The sequence below is a fragment of the Streptomyces sp. NPDC048275 genome, from assembly GCF_040652275.1.
Taxonomy (GTDB): domain Bacteria; phylum Actinomycetota; class Actinomycetes; order Streptomycetales; family Streptomycetaceae; genus Streptomyces.
On record NZ_JBEZLR010000018.1, the window covers coordinates 25,520 to 44,360 of the forward strand.

15 protein-coding genes are annotated in these 18,841 nt (G+C 67.6%); 4 read left to right on the forward strand and 11 right to left on the reverse strand.

Annotated features, from left to right (window positions below):
• The first annotated feature begins 46 nt into the window (after positions 1 to 46).
• From AB0D57_RS13805 to AB0D57_RS13815, 3 genes are all read left to right on the forward strand, one after another.
• A complete protein-coding gene (locus AB0D57_RS13805; RefSeq protein ID WP_362071427.1) occupies positions 47 to 1,120 on the forward strand; it encodes a ParA family protein in 1,074 nt (357 codons plus the stop codon).
• Positions 1,117 to 2,211 carry a ParB/RepB/Spo0J family partition protein gene (locus AB0D57_RS13810; protein ID WP_362071287.1) on the forward strand — a complete coding sequence of 365 codons (1,095 nt, stop codon included), beginning with the start codon at positions 1,117 to 1,119 and terminating at the stop codon, positions 2,209 to 2,211. Before AB0D57_RS13805 ends, AB0D57_RS13810 begins: the two co-directional genes overlap by 4 nt.
• 325 nt (positions 2,212 to 2,536) lie before the next feature.
• Complete coding sequence (locus tag AB0D57_RS13815) at positions 2,537 to 3,154, forward strand: GNAT family N-acetyltransferase (RefSeq protein WP_362071289.1); 618 nt, start codon at positions 2,537 to 2,539, stop codon at positions 3,152 to 3,154.
• A gap of 96 nt (positions 3,155 to 3,250) precedes the next feature.
• Here the strand turns inward: AB0D57_RS13815 and trxA are convergent, their stop codons facing one another.
• The 7 genes from trxA to AB0D57_RS13850 form a co-directional block, all read right to left on the reverse strand.
• On the reverse strand, positions 3,251 to 3,601 hold the full coding sequence (gene trxA / locus AB0D57_RS13820) for a thioredoxin (RefSeq protein WP_362071291.1): 351 nt from the start codon (positions 3,599 to 3,601) through the stop codon (positions 3,251 to 3,253).
• 42 nt (positions 3,602 to 3,643) lie between these two features.
• Positions 3,644 to 4,606 carry a thioredoxin-disulfide reductase gene (gene trxB, locus AB0D57_RS13825; RefSeq protein ID WP_362071293.1) on the reverse strand — a complete coding sequence of 321 codons (963 nt, stop codon included), beginning with the start codon at positions 4,604 to 4,606 and terminating at the stop codon, positions 3,644 to 3,646.
• 173 nt (positions 4,607 to 4,779) lie between these two features.
• On the reverse strand, positions 4,780 to 5,727 hold the full coding sequence (locus AB0D57_RS13830) for a hypothetical protein (protein WP_362071295.1): 948 nt from the start codon (positions 5,725 to 5,727) through the stop codon (positions 4,780 to 4,782).
• Positions 5,724 to 6,455, reverse strand: coding sequence for an RNA polymerase sigma factor SigM (gene sigM, locus AB0D57_RS13835; protein ID WP_362071297.1), 732 nt, complete (start codon positions 6,453 to 6,455; stop codon positions 5,724 to 5,726). The genes AB0D57_RS13830 and sigM overlap by 4 nt, the downstream gene beginning before the upstream one ends.
• A gap of 28 nt (positions 6,456 to 6,483) precedes the next feature.
• Positions 6,484 to 8,202, reverse strand: a complete 1,719-nt coding sequence (locus AB0D57_RS13840; protein WP_362071299.1) for a protein kinase family protein — start codon at positions 8,200 to 8,202, stop codon at positions 6,484 to 6,486.
• 119 nt (positions 8,203 to 8,321) lie between these two features.
• A complete protein-coding gene (gene murJ, locus AB0D57_RS13845; RefSeq protein WP_362071302.1) occupies positions 8,322 to 10,583 on the reverse strand; it encodes a murein biosynthesis integral membrane protein MurJ in 2,262 nt (753 codons plus the stop codon).
• A gap of 46 nt (positions 10,584 to 10,629) precedes the next feature.
• Positions 10,630 to 13,053 (reverse strand): DUF6049 family protein, encoded by a 2,424-nt coding sequence (locus AB0D57_RS13850; RefSeq protein WP_362071429.1) that lies wholly within the window; start codon positions 13,051 to 13,053, stop codon positions 10,630 to 10,632.
• Between the two features lie 223 nt (positions 13,054 to 13,276).
• Between AB0D57_RS13850 and AB0D57_RS13855 the strand changes: the two genes are divergently transcribed.
• Positions 13,277 to 14,743 (forward strand): CCA tRNA nucleotidyltransferase, encoded by a 1,467-nt coding sequence (locus tag AB0D57_RS13855; protein ID WP_362071304.1) that lies wholly within the window; start codon positions 13,277 to 13,279, stop codon positions 14,741 to 14,743.
• Positions 14,744 to 14,862: 119 nt separating this feature from the next.
• Here the strand turns inward: AB0D57_RS13855 and AB0D57_RS13860 are convergent, their stop codons facing one another.
• The 4 genes from AB0D57_RS13860 to AB0D57_RS13875 all read right to left on the reverse strand — a co-directional run bounded on the left by AB0D57_RS13860 (position 14,863) and on the right by AB0D57_RS13875 (position 18,587).
• Positions 14,863 to 15,309 (reverse strand): hypothetical protein, encoded by a 447-nt coding sequence (locus AB0D57_RS13860; RefSeq protein ID WP_362071306.1) that lies wholly within the window; start codon positions 15,307 to 15,309, stop codon positions 14,863 to 14,865.
• Positions 15,310 to 15,422: 113 nt separating this feature from the next.
• On the reverse strand, positions 15,423 to 16,685 hold the full coding sequence (locus tag AB0D57_RS13865) for an MFS transporter (RefSeq protein WP_362071308.1): 1,263 nt from the start codon (positions 16,683 to 16,685) through the stop codon (positions 15,423 to 15,425).
• Between the two features lie 91 nt (positions 16,686 to 16,776).
• The gene (locus AB0D57_RS13870; protein ID WP_362071310.1) at positions 16,777 to 17,859 is read right to left on the reverse strand and encodes an inositol-3-phosphate synthase; all 1,083 of its coding nucleotides are present in this window, start codon (positions 17,857 to 17,859) and stop codon (positions 16,777 to 16,779) included.
• Positions 17,860 to 17,903: 44 nt separating this feature from the next.
• Positions 17,904 to 18,587: a helix-turn-helix transcriptional regulator gene (locus AB0D57_RS13875; RefSeq protein ID WP_362071313.1), complete on the reverse strand. Its 684-nt coding sequence runs from the start codon at positions 18,585 to 18,587 to the stop codon at positions 17,904 to 17,906.
• Between the last annotated feature and the right edge of the window lie 254 nt (positions 18,588 to 18,841).

An 18,841-nucleotide genomic window follows, 5' to 3' on the forward strand; every position in this document is an offset into this window, starting at 1 on the left:
TTTCTCCACAGAAGAACGGGCCTCGCTGGTTCACGACCCCGAAGACATGGGAGGCTCTGTTCATTGCGAGCCTGAAGTCGAGGAGAGTGAATCCTTGCGGTCCGACGCCAACATCGCGGGACCGATGACCGATCCGGTCCCCGGTCCCCGTACCGAGTCGATGGGGGAGGATGTTTCACGTGAAACACCGCCCCCGATGGACGACACTCCCATCGGTCGTGCTGCCCAATTGGCGGTGGAGGCGCTAGGTCGCGCCGGTGAGGGCCTGCCACGGCCCGAGCAAACCCGCGTCATGGTGGTCGCGAACCAGAAGGGCGGGGTGGGGAAAACCACGACCACGGTCAACCTTGCTGCCTCGCTCGCCCTGCACGGCGGCCGTGTCCTGGTGATCGACCTCGACCCTCAGGGCAATGCTTCCACTGCTCTGGGCATCGACCATCACGCCGAAGTCCCTTCCATCTACGACGTACTGATCGACAGTAAGCCGCTCTCCGAAGTCGTTCAGCCGGTCCCCGATGTCGAAGGCCTCTTCTGTGCACCTGCCACGATCGATCTCGCCGGTGCGGAGATCGAGCTGGTGTCCCTGGTGGCACGGGAAAGCCGACTGGAGCGAGCGATCCAGGCGTATGAGCAGCCGCTGGACTACATCCTCATCGACTGCCCGCCGTCGCTCGGCCTCCTGACGGTCAACGCGCTGGTCGCCGGTGCGGAGGTTCTCATCCCCATCCAGTGCGAGTACTACGCGCTGGAAGGCCTGGGCCAGCTCCTGCGGAACGTCGACCTGGTGCGGGCGCACCTCAACCCCAGCCTCCACGTCTCGACGATCCTGCTCACCATGTACGACGGCCGGACGCGCCTCGCGTCTCAGGTCGCGGATGAGGTGCGCAGCCACTTCGGCGGCGAGGTGCTGCGGACGAGCATTCCGCGCTCGGTCCGTATCTCCGAGGCCCCGAGCTACGGGCAGACGGTGCTGACTTACGATCCAGGATCGAGCGGTGCCCTGTCGTATCTTGAGGCCGCACGAGAAATCGCGCTCCGAGGAGTCGGTGTGGCATACGACGCGCAACACGTCCATGTGGGCGCACAGAATGATCAGAGCATGGTGGAGGGGATCCAGTGAGCGAGCGACGACGGGGGTTGGGGCGGGGCCTCGGCGCCCTCATCCCTGCGGCTCCGACAGGGGAGAAGTCGGGTTCCTTGGCGGCGGGTGGAGTGTCCTCACCGACGGCCGGACCCGTGCTCACCGCGGAGCGCGGGGTGGCAGCAGCGAAGGTGGCCACGCTGCCGCCTGTTTCACATGAAACAGAGGCGCCGCCAGCGAACGGAGCCCCGGAGGTGCCCCCGGCGCCTGTCGGTGCTCACTTCGCCGAGCTGCCCCTCGATTTCATCACGCCCAACCCGCGCCAGCCTCGTGAGGTGTTCGACGAGGACGCTCTCGCTGAGCTCGTCACCTCCATCAAGGAGGTCGGGCTTCTCCAGCCCGTCGTCGTACGTCAGGTAGGTCCGGCGCGCTACGAGCTCATCATGGGCGAGCGGCGCTTCCGGGCCTGCCGTGAGGCCGGCCTGGAGGCCATTCCGGCGATCGTGCGGGCCACGGAGGACGAGAAGCTCCTCCTGGACGCGCTGCTGGAGAACCTGCACCGCGCTCAGCTGAATCCCTTGGAAGAGGCGGCCGCCTACGACCAGCTGCTTCAGGACTTCAACTGCACGCACGACCAGTTGGCGGATCGCATTGGCCGCTCGCGCCCGCAGGTCTCGAACACCCTGCGTCTGCTGAAGCTCTCTCCGGCGGTTCAGCGTCGTGTTGCCGCCGGAGTCCTCTCCGCGGGGCATGCACGGGCTCTGCTCTCTGTTGCGGACTCCGAGGAGCAGGACCGGCTGGCCCACCGCATTGTGGCCGAGGGTCTGTCGGTGCGGGCGGTCGAAGAGATCGTCACCCTGATGGGATCGCGCCCACAGACTGCTCCGCGCTCCAAGGGGCCGCGGGCCGGCACCCGGCTCTCTCCGGCATTGGGTGATCTGGCCACCCGTCTTTCGGATCGCTTCGAGACGCGGGTGAAGGTCGACCTGGGGCAGAAGAAGGGGAAGATCACGGTCGAGTTCGCCTCGATGGACGACCTTGAGCGGATCCTCGGCACCCTCGCCCCGGGCGAGGGCCCGGTCCTTCAGAAGAGTCTTCTGGACGACGGCTCCGAGGACACGGAGGCCTGAGTCGTTCGGTGGTTGCCCTGTCTTCGAAGGCCAACCACGAGAGCGGGCCGTGTCCGGCGTGTACCGGAACACGGCCCGCTCTTTGGTGTCCGGCGGTATCGATGCCATCACATCGTCGATACGATGCGATCGGGTATGGCGCATCCACCTGGGGCACCTTTATTGGGGAGGCGGGGGCCATGCAAATCGCGAGCCGTACCGGACTGGTGACTGCGGGACTGGGGTTGGGGGCCGTCGGAGGGTTCGTCGGCAGCCTGCTCAGGGAGCGAAGCGCTCTGACAGCCGCCCGCGACGCCGCGGGCGAAGGAAGCGAGGAACATCCTTCATGGGGCGTCGGCTCGTACCGCTCACGCTGGACAACCTTCAGGACCTTCCCCAGCGCTGTCGCGCGTGTGTCTTCTGGGAACTCGACCCAGTCAGCGGGGAAGCCGCGCTAAGGGCGGGAACGCCCGAACTCGAGAAGGAGGCGTGGATCTCCGCCGTCCTGCTGGAGTGGGGATCCTGCGGACGCGTGGTCTACGTGGACGACGTACCGGTGGGCTTCGTGCTGTATGCGCCTCCTGCCTATGTCCCCCGCTCTACCGCGTTCCCCACAAGCCCGGTGTCGCCGGATGCCGTCCAGCTGATGACTGCCTTCATCATGCCGGGCTATCAGGGCCAGGGACTCGGCCGGGTGATGGTCCAGACGGTCGCCAAGGATCTGCTGCGTAGGAGCTTCAAGGCGATCGAGGCCTTCGGGGATGCCCGGTGGAGGGAACCGGCCTGTGTGCTGCCCGCGGAGCATCTCCTGGCGGTGGGCTTCAAGACGGTGCGTCCCCACCCCACGTACCCCCGCCTGAGGCTGGAGCTACGGACGACGCTGTCCTGGAAGGAAGACGTGGAGCTGGCGCTGGATCGCCTCCTGGGGGCGGTACAGAAGGAACCAGCGCTGCGTCCCCTGTAGGCGAAAGGGTTGTAAAGCGAATGGGCCAACCCGTGTGGGTTGGCCCATTCGTGTTTCACGTGAAACACCGCTGCCGTTGTGGCGCGCCGATGTCGATCAGACGGTCTTCTCGACGCTGTCGCTGATGAAGTCCTCCAGGTCGCGGACGATCGCGGCCTTCGGCTTGGCACCGACGATGGTCTTGGCGACCTCGCCACCCTGGTAGACGTTCAGGGTGGGGATGGACATGACGCCGTACTTGGCGGCCGTGCCAGGGTTCTCATCGATGTTGAGCTTGACGATTTCGATCTTGTCGCCGTACTCGGCGGCGATCGCCTCGAGCGACGGCGCGATCTGACGGCACGGACCGCACCAGGCGGCCCAGAAGTCCACCAGGACGGGCTTGTCGCTCTTGAGGACGTCCTGCTCGAAGGAGTCGTCGGTCACATTCTTCAGGGTGCCGGCCACGGCGGGCTCCTTAGCTGGTTGGTGCGGTGGGGCGAACGGGGGTCAGATGGTGGCAGCCGCGGCGGCCTCGTTGTCCGCGAGGACGGAGAGGTAGCGCTCGGCGTCAAGGGCGGCGGAGCAGCCGGTGCCGGCCGCGGTGATCGCCTGGCGGTACGTGTGGTCGACGACGTCACCGGCGCCGAAGACACCGGTCAGGTTCGTCCGGGTCGAGGGCGCCTCGACCTTGAGGTAGCCCTCGTCGTCCAGGTCGAGCTGGCCCTTGAAGAGCTCGGTGCGAGGGTCGTGACCGATCGCGATGAACAGACCGGTCACCGGCAGATCGGAGATCTCGCCCGTCTTCAGATTGCGCAGCTTCAGGCCGGAGAGCTTGGGGTCGCCCTCGATCTCGGCGACCTCGCTGTCCCAGACAAACTTGATCTTGGGATCGGCGAACGCGCGCTCCTGCATCGCCTTGGAGGCGCGCAGCGTGTCGCGACGGTGCACGATCGTCACGGACTTGGCGAAGCGGGAGAGGAAGGTCGCCTCCTCCATCGCGGTGTCGCCGCCGCCGATCACGGCGATGTCGTGCTCCTTGAAGAAGAAGCCGTCACAGGTGGCGCACCAGGAGACGCCTCGTCCGGAGAGGGCGTCCTCGTTGGGCAGGCCGAGCTTGCGGTGCTGCGACCCTGTGGTGACGATGACGGCCTTGGCGCGGTGCACGGTGCCCGCGGTGTCCGTGACGGTCTTGATCTCGCCCGTCAGATCGACGGCGATGACGTCATCCGGGACGAGTTCGGCACCGAAGCGCTCGGCCTGACCGCGCATGTTGTCCATGAGCTCGGGACCCATGATGCCGTCCTGGAAGCCGGGGAAGTTCTCCACCTCGGTGGTGTTCATCAGCGCGCCGCCTGCGGTGACGGCGCCCTCGAAGACCAGCGGCTTCAGCGACGCGCGCGCGGTGTAAAGCGCTGCTGTGTAGCCGGCAGGCCCGGAGCCGATGATGATCACGTTTCGGACGTCGGTCACGGCTTGATTCCTCGTCTCTGGAGACTGCTGCGTACTGCCGGTGGGAGCCTCTCTCAGAACTCTCACCCCACCCAACGGATCCTAAGGGGCTTGCATTCCCGGTGTGTCCGGGCACACGTCGCGCAGAGAGGCCGTGGGGTTACTGGGAAACAGGCTGCTCGACGCCTACGCGCTCAGGAGCGGGCGTACGAGTGCGTCAGCAGGAGCTTGCCGGGGGTTGACGGGTCCTGCTTCGTGCAGGCGGCGTCGACGATATAGGCCGTGACCTTTGTGCTGTCAGAGGCGTCGGGCAGCACGACGAGATAGACGCTCGTCCCCTTGTATGTGCCCTTCTGAGCGGCGAGGACGGCTGCGCTGCTTCCAGTGCCCTTCTGTACGCAGTCAGGAACCGGCACCGCGGGTGTGATGAAGGTGTCGACCCCGCCGGACCCGGAGCCTGTGTCGTGGGATTCGACTCCCCACGGAGGCTTCGCGCTGTCGGTGCGGTTCTCCGGGGCCTTGTTCTTCGTGAGGAGATCCGCGACCTGACTTTCCAGCTCGCCTTCGGAGAAGGTGGTCGTCGGCCCCTGCTGTGTCGTTGTCCGGTCCTTGTCGGAGCTGTTGTCGCCCATCGACTGCAGGAGGATTGCGCCCAGTCCCAGAGCGGCGGCTGTGAACGCCGTGCCGAGAACGGCCGCCCTGCGGCGCCCACGGCGTGCCCGATGTGAACGGCCAGGGCCGGTGGAAGCGTGGGGATGTCCCGAGGGACGGTCTGCGGAGGAAACAGAGTTCGGGTCGGCCTGTCCAACGGAGACCCCTGCGCCCGATGTTTCACGTGAAACGGTGGCGCGGTCATCCTCCGCCTCGGATTCACGGCCAGGCGTCGTGGCACTCAAGAGAGCCTCGGCTGCCAGGGCGGCATCGATGCGACCGGCCACGTCGTCGGGCATACGCGTCGGGCCTGGCAGCGTGCCGAGCAGTCCTCGGATCTCCTCCAGGGAGTCATACACATCGGCGCAGAGCACGCAGTCGTCAAGGTGCCGCCGTACGTCCGCGGTCCGGGAGGGCGGGAGCAGTCCCTCAGTGAGGTCGGAGATCTCCGCGACGTCCGGGTGCCCGGCCGTATCCGTCGTGGATGTCACGCTCGCCCACCTCCGCCCTTCACAGCAGCTGAATCGCTTGACCCTGCCTCGTGGGGACCAGCGTCGTGTGGTCCCGCTGCCGGTGGGACGGATGTCCCCTGCGTCCGGTTCCTTACGCCGCCCGACTTGTCGCTGCCCTCGCCGTTTCCCTTCTCCGTGCGGAGATGGGTGAGCAGCGGGAGCAGTCTGGCTCTGCCGCGTGCGCAGCGGCTCTTTACCGTCCCGATCGGCACGTCGAGGACACGCGCGGCCTCCGCCACGGGGTAGCCCTGCATGTCCACCAGGACGAGGGCGGCGCGCTGGTCGGGCGGGAGGGTGCCCAGGGCGGCCAGCAGCTCGCGGTGCAGATCATTGCGCTCGGCGGGAGCGGAGGCGGACTCGTGCGGCTCGAGGAGCTGTTCCAGGCGTTCGGTGTCGTCCACGGGCGACGTCTTCCTGGAGGCGGCCTTGCGGGCTCGGTCCAGGCAGGCGTTCACCGTGATGCGGTGCAGCCAGGTCGTCACGGCCGACTGGCCGCGGAAGGTGTGGGCGGCCCGGTAGGCGGAGACCAGTGCGTCCTGGACCGCGTCAGCGGCCTCCTCGCGGTCTCCCAGCGTTCGCAGGGCCACCGCCCAGAGCCGGTCGCGGTGCCTCCGCACAAGCTCACCGAAGGCCTCGGGGTCGCCCTCCACATGGCGGGCGAGGAGGTCCTGATCGCTTACATCGCCGTACCCGGCTTTATCGGCCATCGGACCCCCTCCCCTCCGTAGACGAGCGTCAGCCGGTGAACTTCACGTCCGTGATGGCTTGCTTGTAGCCGGCGCCGCTGTACTCGTCCGCGCCCGAGTAAGGGGCTGCGGTGATCCACACCAGCACGTACCGGGTCTTCACCGCCTCCTTGGCGGAGATCTTCAGTTCCTGGCCGGAGGTCGTGGCGGCTGCGATCTCCGTCATGGAGCTGAGCGGGGCCGACGACGAGAGGGAGTCCGCCGCGTACAGCGACACCGCCGTGTGATCGCCGCCGTAGTTCAGCCCTATCGAAGCCGCCGACAGACTCTGTGTGGACCCGAGGTCGTAGACGATGCCGACGCCCTGCTTGTACGGCGCCAGCACGGGCCCACCGTTGAAGGATTTGGTTCGCCAGTACGTGGAGCTGTCACCGTCGTAGGTGAGTCCCACGTCGCTGGCGTGCTGAGCCTTGCCGTCCGGGTAGTACTCCTGCGCACCCTGGATCGTGATCGGCTCGACCGGCTTGGCCTTGTCGGTGTCCTTGTCGTTGTTGTCCGTCGGCTGCGTCTGGTTGGTGTCGTCGGACTCGCCGCCGCGATCCATCAGTGCTTCAGCGAGCTGCCAACTGCCGAGGCCCAGCGCCGCGATGAGGAGTGCCGACACCGCCCACTTGAGGGCCTTGCCGGTACGGCTCTGCAGTGGGGGCGGCGGGGGCGCTACGGGCTGGGTAGCCCCCATGTGAGGCGCCGGGCGGCCGTAGCTGCCCTGCTGGTACGTCGTGCGTTGGTAGTCCGGCGGGGCGGTGAACGCGGGCTCCGGCGGGCGGATGCGGGGCATCTCGCCGATCGCCTTCACCAGCTCCTCCGGCGTGGTGCACGGCGTTTCGTGGCGGGAGGCGGTCGCGCCGTCGTTGGCGAGCGCGCGCATGGCGAGCTCGGACAGGCCGCGGTGGACACCGGCGCGTACCTGGTCGGGCGCGATGAGGCCGACGCCCTTGGGCAGCCCGGACAGACCATAGGCGTCGTTGTCGTACGGCCAGCGCTGGGTCAGTGCGGCGTACAGCAGTGCGCCGATCGCCTCCGTGTCGGTGCGCTGCGGGGTGTCGGAGCTGATGCCGCGCAGCGCGGCGTTCACGGCGAGTCCGCGGATGCGCCACTGGCCGGTCGAGGTACGCAGCACGGCGCTCGGAGTCAGCCGCAGATGCGCGAGGCCTTCGCGATGCGCGGCGGCCATGGCCTGGGCGACCTGGCTGACCATCTGGTAGGCCTCGTGCACTTCCAGCGGAGCCGATGCCAGAAGCGTCGTCAGCTCCGTGGCGTCCGGGAGCCATTCGTGCACGACATAGACGAGGTCGTTCTCCTCGACCGCGTCCAGGACCTGGACGAAGCGGGGATCGCCCAGCAGGGCGGAGGAACGGGCCGCCGCCAGCACGGAACGAGCCCGCGGATGGTCGGCGGGCAGCAGGTGCACCCCGACGGCGCGACGGAGTTTCTCGTCAACCGCACGCCAACTGCTGAATCCGTCCAGACGGGTGACGCACTCTTCGAGGCGGTAGCGTCTGGCGAGCTTGTAGCCGCTGTGCAGTTCGGGCGGTGAGGCCTTTTCAGGACTCTCGGTCCCGCCGCTCCCCTGTGCCTCTTCGCTGTCCGTGTCCCGCTCCCGGTTCTGGGCCACCCCGTCGGACGTGGACTGGTCCGCCTTGGCGGTCAGCGGCTCGTCACCGCTGTTGTCTGCCACGTCGACGGCAGCTGTGCTCCGTTCCGCCACCGTCGTCCCTGCCTCCCCATCCAATTGCGCGCTGTCCGACGCAGAAACCAATTGTGCCCACAGTCCCACGCTATGCACGACACACGGCGACGGACGATGGTTGTGCGCCTACCCCCGCCTCAGCGCCCCAGGCGCCCGCGGACCATTCCGACCATTGAGTTGAGTTCTTCGATGCGCATCTTCCGCGCGGCGATGTAGAAGACGCCGAGCAGGGCGACCGATCCTACGAGGAGTGCCGCGATCGATCCGAGGGCCCCGTACCCGAGGACCCGGGTGGTCCCGTAGCCGACGGCGCCGCCCACCAGAGCGCCCGGGATGGATGCCAGGCAGAGGCGGGCGTACGTGCGCAGCACGCGGGCGCCGTCGAGGTCTCCACCCAGTCGCCTGCGCAGTCGCTGCCAGGCCACTCCGACGCCGACGGCATACGCCAGGCCGTACGCGCCTCCCATGCCGACGACGGCCCACTGGGCGGGCAGTAGCCAGTAGCAGGCTGCCGACCCGGCGGCATTGACGGCGGCCACGATGACCGTGTTGTAGAAGGGGGTGCGGGTGTCCTCGTAGGCGTAGAAGCCACGCAGGATCACGTACTGCACCGAGAACGGGATCAGACCGAGGCCGAAGGCCATGAGGACATAGCCCATGGACTGGGCGGCGGGGATACCGCTGGAGCCGAAGAGCAGGGTGCACATGGGGATGCCCAGGGCGACGAACATGAAGGCGACCGGGACGATCGCCACCGCTGAGGTCCGCAGTCCCTGGGAGATGTCGTCACGGACGGCACCCGGGTCCCCGTCGTGGGCCGCACGAGAAATCCTGGGGAGCATGGCCGCCATGACGGAGACCGTGATGATCGCCTGCGGCATGCCCCAGATCAACTGGGCGTTGGAGTAGGAAAGGATGCCCGCACCGCTCTTGCCGGACGCTTTGCCCGCCGCGGTGGCCAGCTGGGTGACGACGAGGACGCCCGCCTGGTTGGCGAGGACGAAAAGGACCGTCCACTTGGCGAGCTTGACCGCCTTGCCGAGGCCGTGGCCCTTCCAGTCGAAGCGCGGGCGGAACCGGAACCCGGTCTCACGCAGATACGGGATCATCGCCAAGGCCTGCACGACCAGGCCGAGCAGGGTACCGATGCCGAGCAGACGGATGCCGTCCGGCGGGATGTTGGTCACCCTTATGCCGGAGTCCTCGGCGGTCCCGTACACCCAGAGGAACATCCCGAAGGTGGAGATCATCACGATGTTGTTCAGGACCGGGGTCCACATCATCGCGCCGAACTTCCCGCGGGCGTTGAGGATCTGGCCCATGACCACGTGGACGCCCATGAAGAAGATCGTGGGCAGGCAGTAGCGGGCGAAGGAGACGGCGACGTTGTTCGACACCGGGTCGCTCGCGATGGAGTCCGACATCAGCTGGATCAGCAGCGGTGCGATGAAGACGGCAGCAGTGACGATCACCCCGAGGGCGACCATCACAAGGGTCAGCAGACGGTTGGCGTAGGCCTCGCCACCGTCCTCGTCGTCCTTCATGGACCGCACCAGCTGGGGCACGAAGACCGAGTTGAGTCCGCCACCGACGGTCAGGATGTAGATCATCGTCGGGAGGGTGTACGCGACGGTCCAGACGTCACCGAGCGTCGCGGCGCCGAGAGCGGCCGTGATGATCATGGTGCGTACGAAGCCGGTCAGCCGGGACACCATCGTGCCCGCTGCCATCACCGCGCTCGACTTCAGCAACCCTGACGCACGCCCGCCGGCCTTCTTCGCGGTGGGTGCCGTTGCGGGCGCAGGGGGCTCTGGGGCGGCCGGGGCCGGTTCCGGGGTCGGAGACGGCACGCCGGGCGTGGCGACATAGGGGCGGGAGCCGACCTGGCCCTGGTCGCGGAAAAGGTGGGCGAAGGCGTCGGGCTCGTGGTGCTGCTCTCCGGCCTGGGTGACGAGGTCGTCGACGCCCACGAACTGGGTCGTGCGCGCGTCCTCGCCGTACGGCAGGTGCCGTGTCGGACCGGCTGGCTCAGGGGGCGGCGTCTGGGCCCATACACGCGGGTCGGGGGCGTACTGCGCGGTGGGCGGCTGGGCGTAGAGCGACTGCTGCGGGTAGTACGTGCCCGGGGGCGGCGGGGGGTGCGCGGCACGGTCGTAGAGCGCCTCGGACACCGGGTCCTGGGCGGAGAGATCCTGCGCCCGGTACGGGTCCTGTGTATACGCGTCCTGGAAGTACATGTCCGGGTAGGGGCCCGGCCGCATCTGGCCGGGCTCGGGCGGCGGTCCCTCGGGGTAGCCCTCGGGATAACCGGCGCTGCCCGCGCCCTGGTCCGGGTAGCCCTCGGGGTAGCCCGAGCTGCCCGCGCCCTGGCCGCGGTCACCGTCGTACGGCGCGTTCATGGTTACCCCACCTCATCGTCCCCGGGCCCACCGGCCACGACATCGCTCAACGGTCCACTCTCTCACCCGTGCCGGACGGGTCGGTGCTTTCCTGTGCGGTGTCCGGTGTCGGGTCACTCGGGTGCTCAGGGTCGCCTGCCCCGGGCTCCGTTGTGGATTCCCCCTTGGGATCCTCCGTGGAGCGCTCGGTGTTCTCAGTGTCTACGGTGCTTCCGGCGTCCGTGTTCACGGCGATCTCTTCCTCGGCCTCGGGTGTGTTCTCCCGCTCCTGCTCGGTCTGCCGGGCGGCCGCCCGCTTGCGCTGCGTGTACATCCGGAATCCGGCGAGCACGAGCAGCAGGACGCCACCACCGATGACCAGCATCACCGTGGGGGTGATCTCGGTGACCTTCACTTCGAAGGTGACCTCCGGACCGTACGCCTGGCCGTCCGCCGTGAACAGCTGGGCGACCACCGCCACCGGACCGTTCGCCTCGGCCGAGGTGGTGAACTTCACCGACTGACTGTGTTCGCCCGCCACCGTGATCGGCTGCTCGTCGTACGCGCCATCGCCGATCTTGAGGCGGTTGGGCTTTTGCGACGTGAGGCGCAGTACCAGGTTGTCGACGCCCTGTACGAGGTTGTTCTGCACGGTCACGGGGATCGTGGCGCTGCGGCCCGAGAGCTTCGCGTCGGACTTGTCGATCAGCCTCACGAGATCGGTGAGGTCACCGAGGTAGGACTCGACGTCCTCGCGGAAGGTCTCCGCCTGCGCGGCACGGCCGCGCCACGACGTGGACATCCCCCGGTCCATGGCCCGACCGAACGGAGTGACCACGCGGGACTTGTCGGTGAGGATGACCTGGAAGTTGTCGAGCGCGCTCTGCGTGGCCTGGATCTGCTCGAAGGCCGACCTCGGCAGCTCCTGCTTGCGCAGGGAGGACGGGTACGAAGAGGCCGAGGGTACCTTCGTGGTGGCGCGTGGATCCGGCTTGGCCTTGGCGGCCGCGGACAGGTCCTGGGTGTCGGACCAGTTTCCGTCCTGGAGGGCCCTGAGCGCCGTCGCCATCGTCTGGGCCTGGCTCACCGACGGCATCCGTTGCGGCGCGACGACGATGCTGCGCTGCTTGCCCGGATCCTGCAGGTTGACCAGCAGGCTCTGCGCGAGGAATTCCTGCACGGCCTCCGTGGAGTTGTCGGCCTTCGCCATGTCGCTCTGGAACGCGGTCGACAGCCGGGAGTCCGCGACCACCGCCGTCGTACCGCCACCGATCGGGCGGGCCGCGTTGGGTGTGTACGACAGTCCGCTGTTCTCGCGCAGGCTGTCGCTGCGGGCGATCACCTTGTCGGCGCCGGCGGAGGTGGCGACCTTGACGATCGACGGGTCGATGGCGCCCTCCGCAGGCCAGGCGAAGTCGGTGTTCGGCGTCACATGGATGATCGTGTCCACTGTGGTGGCGGCCACGTCCGTGGCGTCCTTGAGGTGGCTCAGCGAACCGGTGACGTCTTTGCCGTTGTGCGCCAGCGACGCGAGGTCCGGGTCGGCGAAGGGCAGAGCGACGACTTCCTTGTCCGCGACCGTCGTCTCGAGCTTGTCGAGCCACTGGTTGGCGACTGCCTGGTTCTTGCCGGCCGTGGTGGTGTCGCCGTTCTGGATCCGGTAGCTGCGCGTCATGGCATCGACGGAGGCCAGCAGGTCCGGGTCGAGGACCCAGGTGACGTTGAGGTCGCTGCCCAGGGACAGCAGCTGGTCCAGACGGCCGCCCGGAGAGATCTCCTTGGCCAGGTCGTCGTTCTCGAAGACGGGGGTCTGCTGGGCGTCCGAGCCGGTCTCCGCCCTGAGGTGGACCGTCGAGATCAGCGGCCAGAGATACGTCGTCCTCGTCTTCGTGTCCGCCTCGTCGGGCTGCCAGGGCAGGAACGTCCGCTCTATGCCGAGCACCTGCTCCCACGGCTGCGCGGCGGTCTCGCCCGAGACCGAGACACCGAGCTGGTACACCCCGTCCGCGCCGAGGTCCAGCTCCTTGACGGGTACCGAGATGGTGAAGCGCTGCGAGACACCTGCGGCGAGCTCGGAGAACTCCGTGACGTACTTGCCGCCGACCTCCAGAGGATCGAGGCCCACCTGGAAACCAGTGCGCTTCGCGGCGCTGTCGATGGCCGCGCGACTGTTCAGCGACGGCCCCACGCGGACGCCCACGTGGGCGTCCTTGACTGCCTGCTTGCCCTTGTTGGTGACCGAGCCGGAGATGGTGAGCGTGTCGTCGTCCGTGGGGACGCTGGGACTCAGGGAGTCGAGGACGACATCGACCGTGCTGGACCCGGTGGCGTCGGCCACAGCGGTCTCCTGGGCGGCGTGTGCGGCCGGGGAAGCGGGCAGCTGGAGCACGCCGGCCAGCAGGGGCGCACCGGCGAGCAGTGCCCCGGTGCGCCGCAGCCACCGGCGGGCAGGTGAGGGACTCATCCCCTGGAAGTCTGCCGCCTCGGCCACGCGCTCGTCCGTCCTCGTCATCGTCAGTGGTCGTCGGAATGTGCGTCCACGCATGGTAACGATGCGCGCTGAGGGTAAGTGCCGCGGACTGCTCCACAAGATCGGAGAACTGGGCCGACTGTCCTCTATGTGTACGTATTAATGCGTGCACAGACAGGGGGGCGGCCTGTGCACGTTTTATGAAGGCGCCCGCGGGTGCCTCGGCCACGTACCCTTTTCTGTTGTGCCGAACGCCAACGAAGACAACCCCAGTGCCCTGAGCCAGGTGCAGCGCCGCGCGGTGAGTGAACTGCTGCGGGTGTCCCCTGTCGCCGACGACCTCGCCCGCCGTTTCCAGGAGGCGGGATTCTCGCTCGCACTCGTCGGCGGCTCGGTCAGGGACGCGCTCCTCGGCCGGCTCGGCAATGACCTGGACTTCACCACCGATGCCCGGCCCGAGGACGTGCTGAAGATCGTGCGGCCCTGGGCGGACGCCGTATGGGAGGTCGGGATCGCCTTCGGCACCGTGGGCGCGCAGAAGGACGCCCACGTGGGCGACGTACAGCAGTCCTTCCAGATCGAGATCACCACGTACCGCTCCGAGGCGTACGACCGGACCTCCCGCAAGCCCGAGGTGTCCTACGGCGACTCCATCGAGGAAGACCTCGTGCGCCGCGACTTCACGGTGAACGCGATGGCCGTGGCCCTGCCGGAGAAGGAGTTCATCGACCCGTACGGCGGCCGGGACGACTTGGCGGCTCGCGTTCTGCGTACACCAGGCACGGCTGAGGAGTCCTTCTCCGACGATCCGCTGCGGATGATGCGCGCCGCGCGGTTCGCCGCGCAGCTCGACTTCGAGGTGGCCCCCGACGTCGTCGCCGCGATGACGGACATGGCCGAGCGCATCGAGATCGTGTCGGCCGAGCGGGTGCGGGACGAGCTGAACAAGCTGGTCCTCTCCGCGTACCCGCGCAAGGGTTTGACGCTGCTCGTCGACACCGGACTCGCCGACCATGTACTGCCGGAGCTTCCCGCGCTGCGGCTGGAGCGCGACGAGCACCACCGGCACAAGGACGTCTACGAGCACACGCTGATCGTCCTGGAGCAGGCCATGGCGCTGGAGGAGAAGGGTCCGGACCTGACGCTGCGGCTTGCCGCGCTGCTGCATGACATCGGCAAGCCGCGGACACGGCGCTTCGAGAAGGACGGACGGGTCTCCTTCCACCACCACGAGGTGGTGGGCGCCAAGATGACCAAGAAGCGGATGACGGAGCTCAAGTACTCCAACGATCTCGTGAAGGATGTCTCGCGTCTGGTCGAACTTCACCTCCGCTTCCACGGGTACGGCACCGGTGAGTGGACGGACTCCGCGGTTCGTCGCTATGTACGCGACGCGGGCCCCCTCCTCGACCGCCTTCACAAGCTGACCCGCTCCGACTGCACCACCCGCAACAAGAGGAAGGCGGCCACACTCTCCAGCGCCTACGACGGCCTGGAAGAGCGCATCGCCCAGCTCCAGGAGCAAGAGGAGCTGGACGCGATCCGTCCCGATCTCGACGGCAACCAGATCATGGAGATCCTGGGCATCGGCCCCGGCCCGGCGATCGGTCAGGCCTACAAGTTCCTCCTGGAGCTGCGGCTGGAGAACGGGCCGATGGAGCACGACGCGGCGGTGACCGCACTCAAGGAGTGGTGGGCCGAGCAGGGCTGAAGCTCGACACCCGGGGTCATGTTTCACGTGAAACATGACCCCGGGTGTCCGCAACGAGCAATGCCGAGGGGCGGTGTTTCACGTGAAACACCGCCCCTCGGCACGTCCGGCTCAGCGGGCTACTTGTTGTCTCCCAGGCAGAGCGTGAAGGACTCGCCGGTTTCCTCCCATGTCAACGTCGCCGTCGTGTTCGTGACGCTGCCGCACGTCAGCGAGGGCAGCGTCGCGCCGTCCGCCTTCTTCAGCACCGTGTGCGTGGCCTTGGAGTCGCTGCAGTCAACCTGGACGACTTCGGGGTCGTCCGACGTCCCCTTGTTGTACACGCAGTCGCCGACCGCCAGCTTCTTGGCGTCATCGCTGCTGCTGAGCAACCAACCGCCCACGACGACGCTGAGGACCGCGATGAAGCCGATGATGCGCAGGTACTGCTTGATGCCGCGCTTCGGCTGCTGTGGGTACCCCTGCGGCTGCTGCTGGCCGTAGGGCGTCTGTCCCTGGGGCGGCTGGCCGTAGGGCTGCTGGCCCTGGGCGAACGGGTTCTGGCCCTGTGGCGGCGGAGTGGTCACTTTGGGGTCCCCCTGGAATGTAGGCGCATGACGCGAAATAAGACGCACGTAAGCTATCGGGACCCTGTGACAATGCAGTAGCTCAGAGGGGCTCTGTGGCGTTGATGTGACACTTACTGCTTTTCGAAGCGGGTCATCGCGGCAGCAATTGCTGCGTACAGTGCGGCCACGGTGACGACGAGGGGAACCGACCGGCCGTCGGAAGGCAGCATCAGTGCGGCTACGGCGGCCGCGCCGACGAACGCGACGTTGAACAGGACGTCGTAAACGGAGAAGATCCGGCCGCGGTAGCCGTCGTCGACCGATGACTGCACGATCGTGTCCGTGGCGATCTTCGCACCCTGCGTGGCCAGGCCGACGACGAAGGCGGCGGCCAGCATGGGCGCCACGGCGAACGGGAGGCCGAGCGCGGGTTCCAGGACCGCGGCCGCGCCTGCGCACCCGATGATCCAGCCTCCGGGGCCCCACCGTCCCACCGCCCAGGGCGTCACCACGGCCGCGACGAAGAAGCCTGCCGCGGAGATGCCCACGGCGAGCCCCAGCAGGGCGAGCCCGTCGTCGGGGTCGGATACCCAGGCGTACCGGCAGAGCATCAGCACCATGACCGTCAGGGCGCCGTAGCAGAAGCGCATCAGCGTCATCGCCGCGAGTGCCCAGGCAGCCTCACGCCGCGCGGGCTCGGCGAGGTGGCGTACGCCCGCTGCGAGACCGCGTGCGGTGCCGGCGAGCGCCATGCCCAGGCGTGGCTGCACCAACTCCTGGTCGGGGCCGAGCAGCTCCGGGGAGATGCGCAGCGAGGCGAGCGCCGAGCACAGATAGAGAGCTGCCCCGAGGAGGACCACCGCCGCGTCGGAGTCCGAGGCGACCAGTCGTACGACAAACGCGAGACCGCCGCCCGCGGTCGCGGCGAGTGTCCCGGCGGTGGGTGACAGGGAGTTGGCCATCACCAGGCGGTCGGCGTCGACGACTCGAGGCAGGGCGGCAGAGAGGCCCGCGAGGACGAACCGGTTGACCGCGGTGACGCACAGCGCGGAGACGTAGAAGAGCCAGTCGGGGACGTGGCTCAGCATCAGGATGGCCGTCACGCACGCCAGCGCGGCTCGCAGCAGGTTCCCGTAGAGGAAGACCTGGCGGCGCCGCCAGCGGTCGAGCAGGACGCCCGCGAAGGGGCCCACGAGGGAGTACGGGAGCAGCAGGACCGCCATGGCCGAGGCGATCGAGGCCGCGGAGGTCTGCTTCTCCGGCGAGAAGACGACGTACGCGGCGAGCGCGACCTGGTAGACCCCGTCGGCGCCCTGGGACAGCAGTCGTACGCCGAGCAGGCGTCGGAAGCCCTGGAAGCGCAGGAGGACGCGCAGGTCACGCACGACAGCCATGGAGCACAGCCTCACATAGGGGGAGGGTCCCCGGGCGCGATGCCCGGAGACCCTCAACAGCCGAGTCAGACCAGCGAGTCAGACCAGAGTCTTAGCGCTCGACCTCGCCCTTGATGAACTTCTCGACGTTGGCGAAGGCCTCGTCGTCGAAGTACTGAACCGGCGGGGACTTCATGAAGTACGAGGACGCCGACAGGATCGGGCCGCCGATGCCGCGGTCCTTGGCGATCTTCGCGGCGCGCAGGGCGTCGATGATGACACCCGCCGAGTTCGGGGAGTCCCAGACCTCGAGCTTGTACTCCAGGTTCAGCGGGACATCGCCGAAGGCACGGCCCTCGAGGCGGACGTACGCCCACTTGCGGTCGTCGAGCCAGGCCACGTAGTCCGACGGACCGATGTGGACGTTCTTCTCGCCCATGTCGCGGTCGGGGATCTGCGAGGTGACGGCCTGCGTCTTCGAGATCTTCTTGGACTCGAGGCGGTCGCGCTCGAGCATGTTCTTGAAGTCCATGTTGCCGCCGACGTTGAGCTGCATGGTGCGCTCAAGACGGACACCGCGGTCCTCGAACAGCTTCGCCATCACACGGTGCGTGATGGTCGCACCGACCTGCGACTTGATGTCGTCGCCGACGATCGGGACGCCCGCCTCGGTGAACTTGTCAGCCCACTCCTTGGTGCCGGCGATGAAGACCGGGAGGGCGTTGACGAAGGCGACCTTGGCGTCGATGGCGCACTGGGCGTAGAACTTCGCCGCGTCCTCGGAACCGACGGGCAGGTAGCAGACGAGGACGTCGACCTGGCGGTCCTTGAGGATCTGGACGACGTCGACGGGCTCCTCGGCGGACTCCTCGATGGTCATGCGGTAGTACTTACCGAGACCGTCGAGGGTGTGACCGCGCTGGACCGTGACGCCCTTGTTCGGGACGTCGCAGATCTTGATGGTGTTGTTCTCGCTGGCACCGATGGCGTCGGAGAGGTCGAGGCCGACCTTCTTCGCGTCGACGTCGAAGGCGGCGACGAACTCGACGTCACCGACGTGGTAGTCGCCGAACTGGACGTGCATCAGACCCGGGACCTTGGACGCCGGGTCGGCGTCCTTGTAGTACTCGACGCCCTGCACCAGCGAGGCGGCGCAGTTGCCCACGCCGACGATGGCTACGCGAACCGAACCCATTCCGGTTGCTCCCTGTGTGTACGAGGTGAAGCCCCGACTGGACCTCACGTGGTGGTGTCGTCGGACGGATCCGGCCGGGACTCGTCCCGGTACCGGGGCAGGCCGCCCGACTCTCCAGATGTGCTGTTCTGCTGAGCGGAGCCCTCGGGGGCGGAACCTTTGACGTCCCGTCCTGCGCGCTCGCTCTCGATGAGCTCGTTCAGCCAGCGCACTTCGCGCTCCACGGACTCCATTCCGTGGCGCTGGAGCTCAAGGGTGTAGTCGTCGAGGCGCTCCCGGGTGCGTGCCAGAGAGGCGCGCATCTTCTCCAGGCGTTCCTCGAGCCGACTGCGGCGGCCCTCGAGCACGCGCATGCGCACGTCACGCGACGTCTGCCCGAAGAAGGCGAAGCGAGCGGCGAAGTGCTCGTCCTCGTACGCATCGGGACCCGTCTGCGAGAGCAGTTCCTCGAAGTGCTCCTTACCTTCCGCCGTCAACCGGTAGACGATTTTGGCGCGACGCCCTGCGAGTGGAGCGGCGAGGGCGTCCTCAGGGGGATTCCCCGGCTCCTCGATCAACCAGCCGTTGGCGACCAGCGTCTTGAGGCAGGGATAGAGCGTCCCGTAGCTGAACGCACGGAACACACCCAGTGACGTATTGAGACGTTTGCGCAGCTCATAGCCATGCATCGGGGACTCGCGGAGCAGGCCGAGTACGGCGAACTCGAGGATCCCGGAACGCCGGCTCATGTCGCCTCCTCTCTGCCGCAACCTCCTCGGCACGGTCTTTATGCCGAGCTGATGTATCGACTCGATACATCAGCACGATAGAACGACCCTGCGGATGCGGCAAGAGTGGTCAAGGTGAACGGCGTCACATCACCGATTCATACGAAGCGAGTTGCCTGATTTGGGGTGAACTTCGGCGCTAGGTGGGTTTTGACGGTGCGTAGTCTGTGCGGCATGCAGACCGCCGGGAACCAAGTGACGCCTGGGGACGTCTT